The organism is Shewanella sp. KJ2020 (assembly GCF_024197625.1).
In the GTDB taxonomy this organism is placed as follows: Bacteria; Pseudomonadota; Gammaproteobacteria; order Enterobacterales; family Shewanellaceae; genus Shewanella.
Map to the genome: position 1 here is coordinate 64,175 of NZ_JAKUKD010000002.1, position 20,455 is coordinate 84,629.

Below are 20,455 nucleotides of genomic sequence, written 5' to 3' on the forward strand. Positions count from 1 at the left end.
TACCTTTTCGGCTTTTACTCTTGGGGGCTCAGTGTCCCCAGCCTTAATCCTATGGTCGGTTGCGCTTATTTCGCGGCTTTTACCGTGCGCTGCTCGATACGTTTCTCGAACGAGCCTTGAATAACGCGATCAACATAGATGCCCGGTGTGTGGATATGATCGGGGTCTAGCTCGCCCGGCTCGACAATAAATTCGGCTTCGACCACTGTGATTTTGCCCGCGGTCGCCATCATAGGGTTAAAGTTGGCGGCGGTTTTACGGAACACCAGATTACCCATAGTATCGGCTTTCCAGGCGCGTACTAAGGCAAAATCGGCGGTCAGGGATTCTTCTAATACGTAATGACGTCCCTTGATCTCACGGGTTTCCTTGCCATCCGCAACGGGCGTGCCGTAGCCAGTGGCGGTGAAAAATGCCGGAATGCCTGCGCCGCCCGCGCGGATTTTTTCCGCCAGCGTGCCTTGGGGCGTTAAAATCACGTTCAGTTCACCCGAGAGCATTTGCTGCTCGAAGGTGGCATTTTCGCCCACGTACGAGGCTATCATAGTGGCAATTTGGCGATGCTTTAACAGTAAGCCTAGGCCGAAATCGTCAACGCCAGCATTGTTCGAAATCGCCGTTAATCCTTTAACGCCCATCTTAACCATTTGATTGATTAAGCCTTCTGGAATACCGCATAGGCCGAAGCCGCCGACCATAATGGTCATGTCGTTTGATAAGCCTGCTAACGCTTCTTCATAGCTGCTGACGACTTTATTGAGTCCTGCCATTGTGATGTCCTTTTATTGTTATTTGAGCCCAATAATCTTTAAATTTTAGAATCTTGTAATATTGCGTTCGCGACTTTTGAGCCATTTTTACGCTGCAACTGTGTGCTGATCTCTTGCCCTGCCAGCGCCAACTTGTGCAGATCGATACCTGTCTCTAATCCCATGCCGTGTAACATATAGACTAAGTCTTCGGTGGCGAGATTACCCGAAGCGCCTTTAGCATAGGGACAGCCGCCAAGACCCGCAACGGAGGAATCAAATACCCGTACACCTAAGTCTAAGCAGGCCAAAATATTGGCTAATGCTTGGCCATAGGTGTCGTGAAAGTGTAGCGCCAATTTATCTACGGGCACGCGCTCGCTGACAGTTTGCAGCATTCTACGGGCTTTTTGCGGCGTGCCTACGCCGATAGTGTCGCCGAGTGAGATTTCATAGCAGCCCATTTTGTAAAGGATTTCAGACACGCGGGCCACTTCGCTGACTGCGATCTCACCTTCATAGGGGCAACCGAGCACGCAGGACACATAGCCGCGCACCGGAATATTATTCGCTTTTGCTAATTCCATCAAAGGGATAAAGCGTTCAATCGACTCTTCTATCGAGCAGTTGATATTGCGTTGGCTAAAACTTTGGGAGGCGGCGCCAAATATTGCCACCTCACTCGCTTTTGCATCCAGCGCCAGCTCAAAGCCTTTAACATTGGGCGTGAGTGCGCTGTACACTACGCCGCTTTGGCGCTGTATTTGCTTGAGCACAGCGGCAGAATCGGCCATTTGTGGCACCCATTTCGGTGACACAAAGCTGCCAGCTTCGATGCGCTTAAGCCCTGCACCTGCCAGCGATTCAATCAAGGCGATTTTAGCCGCGGTTGGTACGGCCACTTCGTTTTGCAGGCCATCGCGCGGCCCCATCTCGAAGATGCTGACCGTGTCCGATACCGAGTGGGCGTCAATGCTGAATGACATATTACACTTCCTTAGCCGTTTGTGATTCAGTGTCAGATGCCAGCGGTGCGGCCTCTAACTGCTCAACATTGAGTAAGGTTGCACCATCTGTCACTAGCTCGCCCGCCTTAAAGTAGAACTCACTCACTATGCCATCGAAGGGCGCTTCTATGGTGTATTCCATCTTCATGGCTTCCATCACCAGCAAACCTTGGCCCGCTTTCACTTGGGCGCCGACATCGACTAAATGGGTGACCACAGTACCGTTCATCGGGGCCTTTAATTTGTCGGCATTACTCACTTGTTCTTCCACTACAAGGGTTTGCACCGCCTTAAAGTGATAGCTGCCTGAGGGTAAAAATATTGTAAAATCATCACCTTGTGAACTGACTGGGATTTTACTCTTATGGCCGTTGATTTCAGCGAGCAATAAGTCTTGCTTCAATTCACCGCTGAGTAACCAGGTTTGCCCGTGCAGGGGTAATTGGTACGTGTCGCCTAAATCTAACATCACTAGCTGTTGTAATTCATGGGCGTCATTGAGTAGGGCGATACTGTGTTGACTGCAGCTATTGAGTCTAAAACCGCTGACTTGGCCCCAAGGCGAGTGAGGATCGGCACTGTTGATTGCCTTGGCTTTGGCGGCTTGTTTACGGGCAAGCACTTGATACAACGCTGCAAAGGCCATGGCATTGTCGGCTTCACTCGAGGCGGTGCCAATCAAGGTATCGCCGTAACGACCGATAAAGTCGGTGCTAAAGTCGGCATTGGCAAAGGCGGGGTGCTCGGCAATGTTCGCTAAAAACTCGATATTGTGCTTAAGACCACTGATTTGATACGACTCTAAAGCATGCACTAAACGCTGCAGCGCGCGTGGGCGCGATTCATCCCACACAATCAGTTTGGCGATCATAGGATCGTAGAAGTTACTGATCACATCGTTTTCACGAATGCCAGAATCGATACGCACGTGTTTGCTTTGCTCGGGTTCGCGCAAAAAGTTGAGTTTACCGCTGGCGGGTAAAAATTCGTTCTGCGGATCTTCGGCGTAAATACGCACCTCAAAGGCGTGGCCATAAATGCGCACTTCCTCTTGTTTTAGTGGCAGCGGCTGACCGCTAGCGACCAGCAATTGCCATTTGACTAAATCCTGGCCTGTGACCATTTCGGTGACGGGATGCTCAACCTGCAGACGGGTATTCATCTCCATAAAATAGAAACGATTGTCTGTATCGAGCAGGAACTCCACAGTCCCCGCGCCGACATAATCTATGGCCTTGGCTGCAGCGACGGCGGCTTCACCCATCTGGGCGCGAAGTTCATCGCTTAGTCCAGGGGCGGGCGCCTCTTCGACCACTTTTTGGTGGCGACGTTGAATCGAGCAGTCGCGATCCGATAAGTAAATCGCATTGCCAAAGGTGTCGGCAAACACTTGCACTTCGACGTGGCGCGGCTTAAGTAAATAACGCTCCATCAATAACTTATCGTTACCAAAAGAGGAGGCGGCTTCACGGCGCGCCGAGTTAATGGCCTCCATAATTTCGCCTTCGTTCTCGACGATACGCATGCCTTTACCACCGCCGCCATAAGCCGCTTTAATCAGCATTGGGAAGCCGATTTTTAAGGCTTCGGCCTTGAGGGTGGCGTCGGTTTGATCGTCTCCATGGTAACCGGGCACTAAAGGCACTTGCGCCGCCGTCATAATGGCTTTGGCGGCACTCTTACTGCCCATGGCATCGATGGCATCGCTGCCCGGGCCAACAAACACGATTCCTGCCGCCTCACACTTGCGGGCGAAACCGGCGTTTTCAGACAAAAAACCATAACCTGGGTGAATGGCCTGGGCACCGGATTTTTTGGCGATATCAATAATCAAATCGCCCTTGAGATAGGAGTCCGCCGGCGCGCTGCCACCTAAATAGAAGGATTCATCGGCCATGGCCACATGGCGGGCGTTTTTATCGGCATCGGAATATAAGGCAACGGTGCGAACGCCCATGGCCTGAGCGGTTTTGATGATGCGACAGGCGATTTCACCCCGGTTAGCAATCAATAACTTAGTAAACATTTGCTGAGTTAACATCAAAGGGCTCCTTGGGTATCATTTGGCGTTGACTTGGTTGAGTGTGCTTGTTGCCAGTTTGGCTGACGTTTCTCAAAGAAGGCATTTAAGCCTTCCTGGCCTTCGGTCGATACCCGAATGCGGGCGATACGCTCGCTGGTGTAATCAATAGTGTCTTGATCTATCACACCATCTTCGAGGCGTGACAGCAGTGTTTTGACCCATGCCATGCCCTGGGGGCTATTGGCGAGCAGGGCTTCGATAATAGGTTTAGCGGCGGCGTCTAAGTCGTCGTTTACCTCATGGATAACATTGAGTTTAAGTGCCGTTTGTGCACTAAAACGCTCCGCGGTCAGCATATAGCGGCGCGATGCGCGGTTACCCATAGCGCGGGCAACGTAGGGGCTAATGACGGCGGGAATTAATCCGAGTTTCACTTCACTTAGGCAGAAGCTTGCACGCTCGGTGGCGATGGCGATATCGCTGGCGCAAATTAGCCCTAGGGCGCCACCAAAGGCGGCGCCTTGCACCAGTGCAATGGTGGGCTTAGGAAAGGTATCTAAATCCTGCATCAGTTTTGCTAAGGCTTTGGCATCATTTAGATTTTGCTCAAAGTCCATTTGAGCTTGCTTGCGCATCCAATTGAGATCGGCGCCGGCGCTGAAGTTTTTGCCGTTCGCTTTGAGTACCAGCACTTGGCAGTCTTGGTGCGTGGCAAAATAGCCAAGGACGTTAATCATCTCGCTAATCATTACTTCGTCGAAGGCGTTGTGCACATCGGCGCGGTCTAAAATAAGCTCGGCAACGCCGTGATTGAGTGCGTAACTCACGTGCTGCAAGTTGCCTAATTCCTGTGGCGTTATTGGTAAATTTGTCATAACTGTTTCCCTATCTTATTGATTTGTTGTGTATACGTATGGTTTACATACGGAACACACCAAAGCGGGTGTCTTCGATAGGGGCGTTTAATGCCGCCGATAGAGCAAGGCCAACGACATCACGGGTTTGCGCTGGGTCGATAATGCCGTCATCCCATAAACGGGCGCTGGCATGGTATGGATGACCTTCTTTATCGTACTGGGCAATAATCGGCGCTTTAAAGGCTTTTTCATCCTCAACTGACCATTCTTCGCCTTTACGGGCTAAACCGTCGCGGCGCACAGTGGCTAAAACACCCGCGGCCTGCTCGCCGCCCATCACGGAAATACGGGCATTAGGCCACATCCACATCATGGTCGGTTCGAAGGCGCGACCACACATGCCGTAGTTACCCGCGCCGTAGCTGCCTCCAATAATCACAGTGAATTTAGGCACATTGGCGCAGGAAACCGCAGTTACCATTTTGGCGCCGTGCTTGGCTATGCCTTCGTGTTCGTACTTTTTACCCACCATAAAGCCGGTGATGTTTTGCAGGAACAACAGCGGAATTTTGCGCTGGCAGCACAGTTCGATAAAGTGCGCGCCTTTTTGCGCCGACTCTGAGAACAGGATGCCGTTGTTGGCGACGATACCGACGGGGTAGCCGTGAATGCGGGCAAAACCGCAGACTAAGGTCGCGCCATAGTTGGCTTTAAACTCATCAAAATCAGAATCATCGACGATACGGGCGATCACTTCTTTGACATCGAAGGGCTTTTTCAAGTCGGTGCCGACAATGCCGTACAGTTCGCTAATATCGAACTTTGGCGGTTTGACAGGGCTCAGTAGACTCTTTATTTGTTTTTGATGATTCAGACGTAATACTGCGCGGCGGGCAAGCTCCAGCGCGTGTTCATCGTTTTGGGCTAAATGATCGGCAACACCGGAAATTTTAGTGTGCACTTCGGCGCCGCCAAGCTCCTCGGCGCTGACTTCTTCACCGGTCGCGGCTTTCACTAATGGTGGGCCAGCTAAGAAGATAGTGCCTTGATCTTTTACGATAATCGATTCATCCGCCATGGCGGGCACATAAGCGCCGCCTGCGGTACATAAGCCCATGACCACGGCAATTTGTGGGATGCCCTTAGAGGACATTTGCGCTTGATTGTAAAAGATGCGGCCGAAATGGTCGCGGTCGGGGAAGACTTCATCCTGGCGGGGCAGGTTAGCGCCGCCCGAGTCGACTAAATAGATGCAAGGCAAGTGGCAACGGCTGGCAATATCTTGGGCGCGAAGGTGTTTTTTTACGGTAATAGGGTAATAAGTGCCGCCTTTAACCGTGGCGTCGTTGGCAATGATCATGCATTCCACGCCGCTCACGCGGCCGATGCCGGCGATAATACCAGCGGCTGGCACTTCTTCGTCGTAGACTTCAAACGCGGCAAATTGCGATAGCTCTAAAAAGGGCGAACCGGCGTCGAGCAGTTTTTCAACCCGTTGACGGGGAAGTAATTTTCCGCGGGATAAATGACGCTCCAGCGCCACTGGGCCGCCGCCGAGTTCAATTTTGGCTAGTTTAGTTTTTAGATCGGCCACGAGGGCGGCCATATCAGCGGATTTCGATTTAAATTCATCGCTACGGGCGTTAATACGACTGCTTAATTGCGTCACTTTGGTTGTCCTTCTCAAGCGGAAATTCGGTGTGTAGAGCTATCGATTTTGAGTGTTTATCGATACTTAGGGCTAATGGCGCGCAGTGTCCATTAGCCCTATGGCGACTATTTAGTTTCGTTAAATAGCTCGCGGCCAATCAGCATGCGGCGAATTTCAGAGGTGCCAGCGCCGATTTCATAGAGCTTGGCATCACGTAGTAAACGGCCGGTAGCGTATTCGTTGACGTAACCGTTACCACCCAGGAGTTGAATCGCATCCAGCGCCATTTTGGTGGCGAGTTCTGCGCTATACAGAATGGCGCCCGCGGCATCTTTACGGGTGGTTTCACCGCGGTCGCAGGACTTGGCCACGGCATACACATAGGATTTGGCGGCATTCATGCCAGTGTACATATCGGCAAGTTTGCCTTGGACTAATTGGAATTCACCGATGGATTTACCAAACTGCTCACGCTCGTGGATATAAGGCACAACGATATCCATGCAGGCGCTCATGATCCCCAGTGGGCCGCCAGACAACACGACGCGCTCGTAATCTAGGCCGCTCATCAACACTTTTACACCGTTATTGAGGCCACCTAAAATATTTTCCTCTGGTACTTCTACATCTTCAAACACCAGTTCGCAGGTGTTAGAGCCGCGCATACCGAGTTTGTCGAGTTTTTGTGCTTGGCTAAAACCCTTAAAACCACGCTCGACGATAAAGGCGGTGATCCCGTGGGCGCCTTTGGTGAGGTCGGTTTTGGCGTAAATGACATAGGTGTTAGCATCGGGGCCGTTAGTGATCCACATCTTGTTGCCATTAAGGATATAACGATCGCCTTCCTTACGGGCGTGCAGCTTCATTGACACTACGTCTGAGCCCGCGTTTGGCTCACTCATGGCGAGTGCGCCAATATGCTCGCCGCTCACCAGTTTAGGTAGGTACTTGGCTTTTTGCGCCGCATTACCGTTACGGTTGATTTGGTTAACACATAGGTTGGAATGGGCGCCGTAGCTTAGGCCAATAGAGGCCGATGCGCGGGAAATTTCTTCCATCGCGACAACGTGGGCAAGGTAGCCCATATTCGCGCCGCCGAACTCCTCGGGTACTGTCACGCCCAGCAGTCCCATACCGCCTAGGACTGGCCAGATTTCATTGGGGAAGGCATTGTCGTGATCGACTTTGGCGGCGATAGGGGTGATTTCGTTTTTGGCAAAATCCTGTACTGCATCGCGGAGCATGTCGACGTCTTCGCCAAGGCCAAAATTGAGACTAGTGTAGAGTGAGTTCATTGCTTGTGTCCTATCTGAGGTACTAATTTATAATTGTTATGATTAGGTGCTTGAGTCGTTGTTTTGTCTTACTGGGCCAATTGTCTACCTTTGTACTTTGGCCTTGTCATGTAAATGCGGCAGCCATGCCGTATTTGCCATCCCTTAGGCTTTAACGGCTTGACTCTCTTCCAAGGCGAGGCGACATTGCTGCTCGGCGGAATTAAGCTCCATTAACACGACTTTGATATCGTCCATTTGCTGCTGCAGCGCCGATTTTTTCTCTTCCACTAGGGCCAGCATAGTGTTGAGCTGGGCTGTGCTGCTTTTGTCGGCATCGTATAATTCGAATAGGCGACGGGTTTCGGCCAGGGAGAAACCTAAGCGTTTACCACGTAAAATAAGCTTGAGGCGAACCCTGTCTTTGAGACTATAAATACGGGTTTGGCCGCGACGTTTAGGTTTAAGTAAACCTTGGTCTTCGTAGAAACGAATGCTTCGTGTAGTGATATCAAACTCTTTGGAGAGATCACTTATCGAATAAGTCGTTTGGGCTGTGGTAGTTGCGCTCATTCATGCACCTTGGTTAATCATTTTTAAGCAAGATATATGAAGTTTACGTAAAGGTAAAGATTGCAATAAAGGCAGTTCAAATTTTTTGTCAATTCTACTTGCCACTGTGAGTGGATTGAATTATTTAATTTGATGATTATATTGAATTTTATTGTATTTTTGCTGTTAGCTATCACTGCGCCGCCCGCTACCGCAGGTGGCGCAGTTAAAAGCCGAACTTGGGGTAAAGGCGCGGTCTATTCAATAATATTGAGCAAACCATCCTTGGCGAGTACGGCATCATAGGTTGGGCGATTAAGGGCCTCAATTAATATCGGATCGCGCTGATAAATATCGTTATAAAACCTGAGTTTTCCTTCCCTAGTGCTGACTGTCCAATACATGATAAGGATATTCAGTGGCTCATCGAGGAAGATATTTTCAGTTTTACCCTCGGCGAGCTTTTCACTCAATGATGCCGGTGCCCAGTTGGCATTGGCGCTGAGGAGTTTATCGGCGAGCACCAGCGGATCTTTGACCCGAATACACCCATGGCTAAAGGCTCTGTCCGTACGCTCAAATAGTTTTTTTGTTGGTGTATCATGCAGATAGATTGCGTATTGGTTTGGGAAGATAAATTTTACTTGGCCAAGAGAATTGTCATTCCCGGGTTGCTGCACAAACCAATAGGGGAAATTTTTTGCACTCGTCGTTTGCCAGTCGATATTATCGACATTAACTGGCGTGCCTGAGCCTTCGACTACATTGAAGTGTTTTTTCTTTAGGTAATCCGGATCTTTCCTGACATGGCCGATGATTTCGGGAAAAATACTGCGTGGGACTGTCCAAGTGGGGTTCACGACGAGGTATTTAAGTTTCGATTTAAACAGCGGCGTTTTAGTATCGACCTTTCCAATAATGATGTCGGTGCGCCAGCTCAGGGCGTTGTCCCTAAAGAGTAAGAGCTCGTAGCCCGCCAAGTTAACAATCAAATAGTTTTCTGTTAAGTCGGCCGATAGCCAACGGGCGCGCTCTAAGTTAATGCGAATTTGTTCCACTCGGCGTGTATAGGGCACATTCAGCGCTGCCATGGTTCCCGCACCAATGACGCCATCGGCTGTCAGGCTATGGTCGGTTTGAAAGCGCCTGATCCTATTTTCTAGCGCATTATCATAGCTTGTGATCGCCGCGTTTTCTGCGGTGGTTTCATCGGGATAACCTAGTTCGGAGAGTCTTTTGCTGATATCGGCGAGGCTGGGGTGACTCGCCCCGGGTTTAATCACCCCAGTATAAGGGATCGCCTCGAAGGGATAACGCTTGGCGAGCTCTCGATAATGGGCAAGGTAGCGTTTTAATTCATGGTAGGGCGCGATATTCGGCGCTAGCCCCGCAATGGCATCTGCAACCGTATGTGATTGAATATGTTTCTCAAGCTGTTTTAAGGTGGTATCAAAATCGAGCTGGGTTTCGTCGTAATTCCATGTTTTACCTAGCATACTGGGGTTTATTTTGCCATTCAGTAAATGGATGGCATAGGTGATGATCCCATCGGTTAGTAGGATTTCAAATACTTTGCTCTGTTGTTCATCGCGCCAGTTTGTTGCTGTGAGTTGGCTATACAACTCCATTAGCCGTGGGTAATGGTAGTCTTCCTTCGCTAAGCCTTCATCATCGGCATTTTTGAGCACATCGAGCAGGGTGCCAGCATACTCTTTGTCATTCCAGAGGGGCTCATACTGACGAACTTGATAGATCCGTGATACTAACTTGGCACTGATAATTTGGGTGTTATCAATTTTGGCCCTCTCGCCAATAGAAATGGGTTCGAGGAGTGCTTCAAGTTGTAGGGATGATGCCAGACTTGGGAACGCCAATAAGCTGCACAGCAAACATAGAGAAAGTTTGAACTGGTGGTATTTCGCCATAATACGTATTTCTTTCCGTGAAAAAATCCATTTAAGACATTAGATTAGGTGGATACTGCCGGTTCATCAATAGCCATTTTGATTATTTGTTATTCCAATGCAACTAAAATGTGGCCGATAAATAGTCACCGGTTATATCCCTTAGTCTAATGGGGGAATAATGCATTGCGGGTCATAATCATCCACGGGAAGGAAGGGGAGAATATCATCTATGCTGACATAGATGAGCGTCATGATGGGAGGCCTTATGACAGATGTCGCACAACAATTACATCAAGCATCGATAGACAATAAATCCGAATTTTGGCAACAAGCGGCCAAGGCTCTCGATTGGGTAACGCCCAGCAAACACATACTCGATGAAAACCATGCACCATTTTATCGCTGGTTTAGTGATGGTGAATTAAACACTTGTTACAACGCCATCGACAGGCACATTTTAGCGGGGTGTGGAGGGCAGGCTGCTATCCATTATGTTAGCCCTGTGACTGAAACCGAATACAGTATCACCTATAACGAGCTGCTCGCGCAGGTATCTCGGCTTGCCGGATATTTAACCCGTATCGGGGTGACTCAGGGTGACCGAGTGGTGATTTACATGCCTATGGTGCCAGAAACCGTCTATGCCATGCTGGCCTGCGCCCGCATTGGCGCGATTCATTCGGTGGTTTTTGGTGGTTTTGCCGCCAATGAACTCGCCACACGTATTAATGATGCTAAGCCTAAATTAGTCATGTCGGCCTCCTGTGGGATTGAGCCATCTGGGGTTGTGCCTTACAAGCCTTTGTTAGATAAAGCATTGAATGAGGCAGAGCATAAAGTTAGCCATTGCTTGATTTTAAATCGACCTCAATATGAGGCGCAGATGCAAGCGGGGCGGGATCAAGATTGGCAATCTACGGTCGTGGGGTGTGACAGCGTCCCTTGTATCACCGTAAAGGCAACCGATCCGCTTTATGTGCTTTATACCTCAGGTACGACGGGGCAACCTAAAGGTGTCGTTAGGGATAATGGCGGCCATGCCGTAGCCTTGGCTTGGTCTATGACTCATATTTACGACATCGGCCGGGGCGATGTGTTTTGGGCCGCATCCGATGTGGGTTGGGTTGTCGGTCACTCCTACATTGTTTACGGGCCTTTATTGGTCGGTGCGACCACTTTATTATACGAAGGCAAACCCGTTGGGACCCCAGATCCTGGCGCCTTTTGGCGTACGATTGCGAAATATAAAGTGAAGAGCTTTTTTACTGCACCCACGGCTATTCGCGCCATTAAGCGTGAAGACCCAGATGCAGACTATGTTAGAGGTGTCGATCTCAGCTGCTTAAAAAACGTATTTTTAGCCGGGGAGCGCTGTGATCCCGATACCTTACATTGGGCCGAGGCTAAGTTGAATAAACCCGTGATCGATCACTGGTGGCAAACGGAAACCGGCTGGCCTGTAGCCGCCAATTTAATGGGCACTGCACCTATTGCCGTTAAAGCGGGATCGCCAGGTAGACCCGTTCCCGGATATCAAGTTGATGTGGTCGATGAATTGGGTGAAAAAGTGGCCGCCAATGTATCGGGTAATGTGGTGATAAAATTGCCACTCCCTCCCGGTACTTTAACGACCCTCTGGCAGAATGATAAACGCTATCAAGATAGCTATTTATCTATGTATCCTGGCTATTACCTCACGGGCGATGCGGGCTATATGGATGAAGATGGCTATTTGTACATTATGAGTCGTATCGATGACATCATTAATGTGGCAGGCCATAGATTATCAACGGGACGTTTTGAAGAGGTTCTGTGTCAACATCCCGATGTGGCCGAGGCTGCAGTGATTGGGGTTGATGATAAGCTCAAAGGCCAAGTCCCCTTAGGGTTAGTGGTGCTTAAAAAGGGCGTGACGATTAGTGATGAAGAGCTGCATAAACAGTTAATTACTCTGGTACGGCAAGAGATTGGTCCCGTCGCATCCTTTAGGTTAGTCAGTGCAATTCAAAAATTACCTAAAACTCGCTCGGGGAAAATCCTCCGTGGGACTATGCGTAAAATTGCCGATAACCAGCAATTTACCGCGCCAGCGACCATTGAAGATCCCCAAACCTTAGACTTAGTACGCACGACCTTAACCCGCATGGGGTACGCCGATGCGTTAGTGTAAAGGTCTTATAGGAAGAGTTTAAAGGCCTTATAGAGAGTCGAAATATCAAGGCGATAGTAAGCTTATCAAGCTTGCTATCGCCTTTTTGTTCGTTGCATTTATTTTTCGGTAAAATCAACGATTGAAGTTTCTACCTCAAATTTGCTAGTCTTGTATGCTCGTCACGTATCGTGATCACGATAATCAAATGGCTTAGGGACGACCCTAAATACGCCTTATCTAACATGGGGACGACCCCTTTAATGGGAGTTCGCTATGAGCTGGTTTTTATTAGTGCTTGCAGGTCTTTTTGAAATTGGTTGGGCTATAGGCCTTAAATATACCGAAGGTTTTAGTCGTCTGTGGCCAAGTATCTTTACAGTATCGTCCATGGTGGTGAGTGTCTTGCTATTGGGGCTTGCCGTTAAACAATTACCTATAGGTACGGCCTACGGTGTGTGGGTGGGCATTGGTGCCATGGGCACGGCAATTGCGGGCATTATTCTCTTAGGCGAGGGAGTGAGCTTGCTGAAAATCGTCAGCTTAATCCTCATTTTGCTTGGCGTACTCGGCTTAAAACTCGCTCATTAATCAATTTACTTCCCCAAGGAATAACTTGCCCAAGATGTATACGATTGGTAAAGATGTTTGTGAAATTTGGGAATATTCTCCTGAAAAAACAATGCATCTTGATTTGCAATCGAGTTTGCCAATCGTATGCATCGTCTCTTCTCTCTGGTAATTAAGTTACAAAGGCCGATATAATTACTGCTCCAAATTGGTTATTTCTAACCTCTGTGACCCGTGGGAATTATATAATGCAAAACCACAGCAATCTTAGTGATATCGGCGTCATTGGCCTTGGCGTTATGGGGAAAAACCTCGCGCTAAACATCGCCGACAATCAATATCGCGTCAGTGCCTTCGATCTCGATCCTGTTAAAGTCAACGGGGTTTTACAACAAGAAAAACAAGAACGTGTAGGACAGGATCTGCGTATTACAGGCTGTGCTAATCTTACCGAAATGTTAGCCAGTCTCACAAAACCCCGCATTTTGGTGCTTTCTGTTCCCGCCGGCGCTCCCGTTGACGGCGTCTGTAGTGCCTTGATTGCGGCGGGTATTGAAGCCGACGATATCGTAATAGATACCGGCAACAGCCTATGGACCGACACTGTCGAGCGTGAAGCGCGCTACCAAGGTCAGTTTATATTTTTTAGCTCTGCGGTTTCGGGCGGTGAAGTGGGGGCGCGTTTTGGCCCCTCGCTGATGCCAAGCGGCAATATTGATGCATGGCATCATGTTGCACCTATTTGGAAAGCGATTGCCGCTAAAGTCGATGCTAAAACTGGGCTACCTATCGAGCGCTTCGAGCCGGGAAATCCGGTGACAGAAGGCGAACCTTGCACGACATATATTGGTCCTGCGGGTGCTGGGCATTATGTGAAAATGGTACATAACGGCATTGAATACGCTGATATGCAGTTGATTTGCGAGGCGTATCAAATATTGCATGACGGTTTAGGCATGAGCGCAGCAGCAGTGGGCGAAGTGTTTGAACGCTGGAATAAAGGTAGTTTAAACAGTTATCTCATGGGGATCAGTAGCGAGGTCTTAAAACAGGCCGATCCCTTAACGGGTAAACCACTGGTGGAAATGATCTTAGATAAAGCGGGCCAAAAGGGCACGGGTTTGTGGACCGCGGTCAGCAGTTTACAAATAGGTTGCCCAGCACCGACTATCGCCGAGGCTGTATATGCCAGAGCGGTGAGCACTCAAAAGTCCCTACGTTTGCAACTCAGTCAGAAATTGGCTGGGCCAAATCCAGCGATGATTGATGATGCGCAAAAAGCGCAATTGATTGAAGCCCTTGAAAGCGCTTTATATTGCGCGAAAGTCTGTTGTTACGCCCAAGGCTTCCAGTTAATGGCGATGACGGCCCAAGAGCAAAAATGGCAGCTAGATTTTGCGCAAATTGCAAAAATTTGGCGGGCGGGCTGTATTATTCGAGCCACTTTCTTGCAATCAATAACCCAAGCCTATCAAGCCAATACTGATCTTCACAATCTGTTGATGGCCGACAGTTTTGCAATGGCCCTATCTGAAAAGCAAGGTCAATGGCGCACGGCGGTTGCAGCAGCTGTGATGCAGGGGATTCCTGCACCCTGTATAAGCTCGGCTCTGGCCTATTACGACAGTTACCGCTGTGAAACCTTACCCGCGAACTTGCTTCAAGGTCAGCGGGACTTTTTCGGCGCCCACACCTTTGAGCGTATCGATACGCCAGCGGGTGAAAAATATCACTTAGATTGGAGTGCAAAAGAGCGCACCTTAACAAAGCTTTAATGCCCAGTAGATGTGAATATCTAAAAAGCCCTTCAATTTCTGAAGGGCTTTTTTGTGGTTGACATTTCGATGCATTCTTTAAAATTGATGTGTAGCACCCTATTTAACTTGGTTAATAAGTAAACAATTGTTATTTAGGGTTTACATCATTGGCGAGTTAATAAATGAGCATGGTTTTAAATAATTATTCTATCAATTTATACATGGTGCAATTTATAGGCTATTAAAACTTAATTTACAGTGGTTTTATATATTTTAATACGGTATTTCATTCTGTTAATAATTAACTGCACATCATGCTGTAATAACTTTTATCGAAAATTGTAATGAATTATTTTCAACTTTAAATGCATTAGGGTTAATTGAGGTTGGCATTTTTTTTGAATATGATTTATTCATTTAGCTTTTTGTTTTTATTGATTTATTTTTCATTGAATATTTTTTAGTTGGACGTTTTTTATTCTAGTTATCACAAACTGTTATTTAACGAAATTGCATTATTCAGTTTGCTGTATCGTTTATTTTCCTTTTGACAAGGATGTTACTTGTGTTAAAAGGTCTGCATCACGCTGGCGTTATATGTTAATTGTCTTGGTGTGAAAAATAATTAAAATAACAGAATTTTGTGCGGAATAATTATGCTTTAGCCATAGTTATCTAGCACTAAATTATAAGATGTAATGACAAGAAGGAATGTCTATCATGCGTATGTCCATTGTTGCATTAAGCATCACGGCGGCCTTATTGGCCGGCTGTGGCAGTGATGATAAAAAAGCCCCGGCGCCTGAGCCAAAAGTGAATACGGCACCTACAACAGCGGATATGACTGTTGATGTGTCACAGTCGATGCTTTTTTCTGGAAAACTTGAGGCAACTGATGCTGAAGGTGGCTTGACTTATTCTTTAGTGGATCCTGCCGATCTTAAGTTGGGTACCTTTACGCTAGTGAATAAAAACACGGGAGAATTTACCTACTCTTCCGATGCGAGTGAGGGCACTGAAGTCGTTCGATTTAAAGTGTCTGATGGGCAGTTACAGGCCGAAGCCAATCTGACCATCAACATTAAGCATGGCGATCCGCTGTTTACTTACCAATGGCATTTAAAAAACACCGGGCAGAATGCCTTTGCGGCGAACCGCGGTGTGGCCGGTGAAGATATGAACGTGAGTGGTGCGATTTCTGATCAAGCAATGGGACAAGGCGTGACCGTCGCTGTGGTGGATGATGGTTTAGAAATTGCTCATCCGGATCTGATGAATAACACTGTCAATGGTGGTTCATTCAATTTAATTACGGGTACTGTTGACCCTACGCCTTTCTCTGGTGAAGCCGCCCATGGTACTTCAGTGGGTGGGATTATTGCGGCCGAAGGCTGGAACGGTATCGGTGGCCGCGGTGTGGCGCCTAAGGCGAAGCTGATAGGTTTTAACTTCTTAGACCAAGACCCAACGGGTAAAGTGGCGAACGTACAAACATTTGAAAACTTTGCAAAATCCCATGGTGCGAGTGCCTATAGTGATAGCGCCCGCGTCTTTAACCAAAGTTACGGTTATAGCTTGCCGTTTCCCCATGGTTTTGATGAGGACGAAACTGAGGTTTATCAGGATATAGCGACTCAAAGCTTCGATGGCAAAGGCAGTATTTTCGTAAAATCTGCGGGTAACGGTTATCAATACTACCGTTTCCGTACCTTCTGGTTACCTGGGGATTATTTCTCGGCAACGGCAGAAAACCCTGCTAACTATGGGTTGCCATTCCATAACTCTAACATGTCGACTGACAATGCCAACGTCTATAACTTAGTGGTGAGTGCTATTAATGCTAAGGGTAAACTCTCTAGCTACTCATCCGTTGGGTCAAATATTTTCGTGACCGCGCCCGGCGGTGAGTACGGAGATGATGATCCAGCCATTGTGACGACGGATCGTATGGGTTGTGAAAATGGTTATGCGATTGCAGAAGACAGACCAAGCACGCCATTCCACGGTGGTTTAAACCCGTTAAACCCGAATTGTGATTACAACTCCACAATGAACGGCACTTCCTCCGCCGCGCCAAATACTTCAGGTGCTGTGGCTGTGATTATGAGTGCTAATCCCGATTTAACCTGGCGCGACGTTCGCCATGTGCTGGCTAAAACCTCAACTAAAGTGGATGCGGATATTGCGGCTAAAACCGTCACTATCGGTGAGGGTGAAGGCGCACCTGCCTATACGGCGATTCCAGCTTGGCAACAAAACGCGGCGGGCTTCTCGTTTCATAATCTCTACGGTTTTGGCCGCGTGAATGTGAGTGAGGCCGTCAAACTGGCTAAATCCTATGCTGAGGATTTAGGCGAATACCTAGTGACAGAGTGGCAAGCAAGCCAAGAATTGGCAAAAGCGATCCCCGATGCCGATATCAATGGTGTAACGGATACCCAAGTAGTGGCGGATAATTTAGTGATCGAAGCGGTGCAAATTCAGTTAACGGCCGATCATCTACGTCTACCTGATCTAGCGGTAGAGCTGATCTCGCCTGCTGGCACTAAGAGTGTGTTGATGACGCCCTATAACGGTCTCGTCTACCAAGGGGTGATGGATATAAATGATCCTGAGGATCTTGTCACTGGCTTTGATGCAACCCCTATGTTATCGAATGCGTTTTATGGCGAGTCTTCAAAGGGTGAATGGACCATTAAACTGATCGATGTGAATAGCGGTGATTACTCCTTTATTAAGTTTGATAAAGGTCGTACACCAATTGCAATCCCGAACGAAGCCGATGGCAAGCTAAAAGGTTGGTCAATTCGTTTACATGGCCATGCTGCCAAGTCTGCATCTTAAGGAGTATTAGATGAAAACATTAAATTTATCATTAATTGCAGTTGCACTTTCATTATCTGCACAAGCGATGGCCCATAGCAAAGTGGATTTCTCAGAGCCGCAAGCCGAGGCTAAAGGAATGAGCCGCGCCGAGTTTTTGGGCACAGATATTCAGTATTACGTTAAAACTGAGACTGGCATTAAACAGGCTAAGCAATTGGTTAAAGGCCAAAAAGTCGTGACTCAGTCAGGTACGCCTTTTGCTGAAATGACGGGTAAATTAGTGGTCAAGTTAAAGCCTGGCGTTTCTGCAACTGATTTTGCTAAGGCCCATGGATTGAAAGTTGATTGGCAAAATAACAACAACTTACTCTTGTTGGCAGCAGAAGAGGGCACAGATCTGATTGGTCTTATCCAAGCGGTTAAAGCCTCTCCAGAGGTCGAGCGTGCCAAGTTAGATCGCGCGCTCGCCAAGCAAGAAATCCAATAAGCAAAGCCGTAACCAAAGTTAAATAAAAGGGCCGAAAGGCCCTTTTATTATTTTTAATCATATCGTTATATAAAGTTATCTTATGTAGTAGGTTATTGCTCACAGGCAGATGATAGTCACTTCGCTTGTGATTGCAGGAGATCCCCTAGACGCGAGGTTGTTCATCATTCTGTACCATGCTGCATTGATTGCGGCATTTCCTTTGCGGTTAGCTGGACTAAGTTTTCCCACAGCGCCTGCGCGACAGGGCCTAAGGGTGAGTGGGGGAGTCGCATCACATAGTAATCGAGTTGGATCAGGTTTTGCCTTTCCCGCAGTTCAAGCGGTTGTAAACTTCCATCGGCAAGGGCATCTTCAACCAGATAGTGAGGTAGTTTTCCCCAGCCCATACCACCTTGGATCAGCATTTTCTTCGTATAAAAATCATTAACATACCAACGGCGCTGCCCCGCTTGAACCCCAAATTCAATATTGGCGGTTCCCGTCCCTGTATCTTGGATCACAATTTGGTACTCGTTCACTAACTCCCGTACATGGCTTAGGTTGGGATAACGGCCGAGTAAGCGGGGTGAGGCGACATCCAATAGACTTCCCGAAAATAAATAGCCAAGTTCAAAATGGCTCGAGTGCATCGGCTCAATGCCGCCAGCGGAAATCGCAATGTCGGCTTTGCCTCGAGTTAAGGCTTCGAGTGCGCCCGTTAAATACTCTTGTTTAAGAATAATTTGCGTATGGGGAAACTCATTTTGTGTCCGCTCCAGAATGGGTAAGATGCGGACAAGATTAAAGGAGGCCTCAAAGGCTAAGGTGATGCTGGCTTCGTTACCTCTGGCTAAATGTTTGGCGACTTGACGCATTTCCTGCGCTTCGTTGAGCACTCGCTGGGCGTATTGCCGTAATTTGTGTCCTTCTTGGGTCAGTGCTAACCGATAACCTTGGCGGTCGAACAAGACTATATCTAGTTGAGATTCAAGCTGTTTAATGCTTTGGCTAATTGCGGGTTGTGTCTTATGCAACTTGTCACTGGCCGCTTTTAGGGAGCCAGCATGTGCAAGGGTATTAAACATTAACAGTTGTTCTAAGGTCACGGCAAAGCCCTCAAACAAATAAAGAATTATTTTAGGAGATGTTAGATATTATTCCATATTTATTTATTTTTTAGAGGCTCATAATTCCGCCATATAGCAGTAGTGTACTTTGTATGAGTCGCGTTACAAGGTGTTTTTAGGTGCGATCTAATGAGCCGTTAAGGTCGATATTGCATCGAACTTGTCAACATCATGGGGGGAATATGGCGATAAATCAGTTATGTTTAGTGAAAGGCGACGGCAAAAATGCGGCCGATACTGATCCTCAACGGCTTTTTGTCTGTGCAAAGACCTTAAATCGCGCGGCGGTTGCGGTGACGCTAGCGATGAGCATAGTGTTTTTATGTTCGGGTATGGGCAAATTGCTCAGCGTGCCATTTTTCCATGTGCCTTTTACCTTGATGAACTTACCTACGGGCTTTGGTTACTTTATTGGCGTTATCGAAGTGGTCGGCGCCATTGGCATAGGTTGGCGTGAATATCGAGTATGGTCGGCAACGGCATTGCTGTCGGTGATGATGGGCGCGATTTATTACCACTTTAACTATGAAACCACCTTTAGCGCGCTGCCTGCACTATTTTTATCAGCCCTGTTGTTTTTAACCATCAAATTAGATGAAAGCGTCGATAGATTAGTGCGCTTTCAACGTCAATTGATGGAGATGAAAGCGATTTTCTAACCTAGGCTCCGAATAACCCCAAGGTTAATCAGTGACAACCAAGAGTTTTATCAAGAGATAGTGACTATGACGCACACGAATGACAGCCGGATGCCGGTATTATTTGTTCCCCATGGCGGTGGGCCTTTGCCGCTACTCAATGATGCTAATCATCAAGAGTTAGGTGCATTTTTATCCTCAATTGTGGCAAAAATCCCAACGCCAAAAGCCATTGTATTGATCACCGCCCATTGGGAAGAAGCACAGGTAACATTGTCGAGCCACCCCCATCCCGGCATGTTATTCGACTATTATGGGTTTCCTCCTGAGGCTTATACCCTCAGCTATCCCGCGCCCGGCGAGCCTGCACTTGCAGAAAAGATTGCCCGCTTATTAAAGGCAAATGGAATAACGGTAAAACTCGATAATCAGCGTGCCTTCGACCACGGCACTTTTGTGCCGCTTAAGCTGATGTATCCAGAAGCGAATATCCCTGTGGTGCAAATGTCATTAGTGCAACATCTTGATCCTAGTGCCCATATTGCTATTGGTGAGGCGCTCTCGCCACTGCGGGAACAGGGCGTGTTAATTGTGGGATCGGGAATGTCGTTTCACAATATGCGAGCGTTTTTCTCAAGCGATCCTCAAGTGTTACCACGCAGCCAAGCGTTTGATGGCTGGTTAACCCATGTGCTGACATCGGAAGTTAAGCATGCCAAATCGCAGTTAATTGATTGGCAATCGGCACCTGAGGCGCGTTTTAGTCATCCACGGGAAGAGCATTTATTGCCTTTGCATGTCTGTTTTGGCGCGGCGAGTTCTCATTCACCCCAAGCAAGACAGGCGTTTAGTGACATGTTATTTAACACCGCGATATCGGGTTATCTCTGGCAGTAATG

General features: G+C 48.0%; 16 protein-coding genes. 7 read left to right on the forward strand and 9 right to left on the reverse strand.

Going from position 1 to position 20,455, the window contains the following annotated elements:
• Positions 1-65: 65 nt before the first annotated feature.
• The 8 genes from MJO46_RS00605 to MJO46_RS00640 all read right to left on the reverse strand — a co-directional run bounded on the left by MJO46_RS00605 (position 66) and on the right by MJO46_RS00640 (position 10,038).
• Positions 66-770 (reverse strand): CoA transferase subunit A, encoded by a 705-nt coding sequence (locus tag MJO46_RS00605; protein ID WP_253987656.1) that lies wholly within the window; start codon positions 768-770, stop codon positions 66-68.
• Between the two features lie 38 nt (positions 771-808).
• Positions 809-1,735 (reverse strand): hydroxymethylglutaryl-CoA lyase, encoded by a 927-nt coding sequence (locus MJO46_RS00610; protein WP_253987657.1) that lies wholly within the window; start codon positions 1,733-1,735, stop codon positions 809-811.
• A gap of 1 nt (position 1,736) precedes the next feature.
• Positions 1,737-3,797, reverse strand: a complete 2,061-nt coding sequence (locus tag MJO46_RS00615) for an acetyl/propionyl/methylcrotonyl-CoA carboxylase subunit alpha (RefSeq protein WP_253987658.1) — start codon at positions 3,795-3,797, stop codon at positions 1,737-1,739.
• Complete coding sequence (locus MJO46_RS00620) at positions 3,797-4,654, reverse strand: enoyl-CoA hydratase-related protein (RefSeq protein WP_253987659.1); 858 nt, start codon at positions 4,652-4,654, stop codon at positions 3,797-3,799. Before MJO46_RS00620 ends, MJO46_RS00615 begins: the two co-directional genes overlap by 1 nt.
• 43 nt (positions 4,655-4,697) lie before the next feature.
• Complete coding sequence (locus tag MJO46_RS00625) at positions 4,698-6,305, reverse strand: carboxyl transferase domain-containing protein (RefSeq protein ID WP_253987660.1); 1,608 nt, start codon at positions 6,303-6,305, stop codon at positions 4,698-4,700.
• A gap of 107 nt (positions 6,306-6,412) precedes the next feature.
• Positions 6,413-7,582, reverse strand: coding sequence for an isovaleryl-CoA dehydrogenase (locus MJO46_RS00630; RefSeq protein ID WP_253987661.1), 1,170 nt, complete (start codon positions 7,580-7,582; stop codon positions 6,413-6,415).
• 144 nt (positions 7,583-7,726) lie between these two features.
• On the reverse strand, positions 7,727-8,134 hold the full coding sequence (locus MJO46_RS00635) for a MerR family DNA-binding transcriptional regulator (protein WP_253987662.1): 408 nt from the start codon (positions 8,132-8,134) through the stop codon (positions 7,727-7,729).
• 236 nt (positions 8,135-8,370) lie between these two features.
• Positions 8,371-10,038, reverse strand: coding sequence for a murein L,D-transpeptidase (locus MJO46_RS00640; protein WP_253987663.1), 1,668 nt, complete (start codon positions 10,036-10,038; stop codon positions 8,371-8,373).
• A 247-nt stretch (positions 10,039-10,285) separates the two neighbouring features.
• On the opposite strand from MJO46_RS00640, the gene MJO46_RS00645 reads away from it, so the two are divergent.
• From MJO46_RS00645 to MJO46_RS00665, 5 genes are all read left to right on the forward strand, one after another.
• Complete coding sequence (locus MJO46_RS00645) at positions 10,286-12,190, forward strand: propionyl-CoA synthetase (protein WP_253987664.1); 1,905 nt, start codon at positions 10,286-10,288, stop codon at positions 12,188-12,190.
• A 255-nt stretch (positions 12,191-12,445) separates the two neighbouring features.
• Positions 12,446-12,760: a quaternary ammonium compound efflux SMR transporter SugE gene (gene sugE / locus MJO46_RS00650; protein WP_253987665.1), complete on the forward strand. Its 315-nt coding sequence runs from the start codon at positions 12,446-12,448 to the stop codon at positions 12,758-12,760.
• Positions 12,761-12,987: 227 nt separating this feature from the next.
• Entirely contained in the window at positions 12,988-14,514 is a 1,527-nt protein-coding gene (gndA, locus tag MJO46_RS00655; protein ID WP_253987666.1) for an NADP-dependent phosphogluconate dehydrogenase, read from the forward strand.
• Positions 14,515-15,216: 702 nt separating this feature from the next.
• Positions 15,217-17,340, forward strand: a complete 2,124-nt coding sequence (locus MJO46_RS00660) for a S8 family serine peptidase (RefSeq protein WP_253987667.1) — start codon at positions 15,217-15,219, stop codon at positions 17,338-17,340.
• A 10-nt stretch (positions 17,341-17,350) separates the two neighbouring features.
• Positions 17,351-17,809 carry a hypothetical protein gene (locus MJO46_RS00665; protein ID WP_253987668.1) on the forward strand — a complete coding sequence of 153 codons (459 nt, stop codon included), beginning with the start codon at positions 17,351-17,353 and terminating at the stop codon, positions 17,807-17,809.
• Positions 17,810-17,973: 164 nt separating this feature from the next.
• Here the strand turns inward: MJO46_RS00665 and MJO46_RS00670 are convergent, their stop codons facing one another.
• Positions 17,974-18,897 carry a LysR family transcriptional regulator gene (locus MJO46_RS00670; protein WP_253987669.1) on the reverse strand — a complete coding sequence of 308 codons (924 nt, stop codon included), beginning with the start codon at positions 18,895-18,897 and terminating at the stop codon, positions 17,974-17,976.
• Positions 18,898-19,100: 203 nt separating this feature from the next.
• Here MJO46_RS00670 and MJO46_RS00675 point away from each other — a divergent pair, with 203 nt between their 5' ends.
• Together MJO46_RS00675 and MJO46_RS00680 are read left to right on the forward strand one after the other, a co-directional pair.
• The gene (locus tag MJO46_RS00675; protein ID WP_253987670.1) at positions 19,101-19,577 is read left to right on the forward strand and encodes a DoxX family protein; all 477 of its coding nucleotides are present in this window, start codon (positions 19,101-19,103) and stop codon (positions 19,575-19,577) included.
• A gap of 66 nt (positions 19,578-19,643) precedes the next feature.
• Positions 19,644-20,453 (forward strand): class III extradiol ring-cleavage dioxygenase, encoded by an 810-nt coding sequence (locus tag MJO46_RS00680; RefSeq protein ID WP_253987671.1) that lies wholly within the window; start codon positions 19,644-19,646, stop codon positions 20,451-20,453.
• The last annotated feature ends 2 nt before the right edge of the window (positions 20,454-20,455 follow it).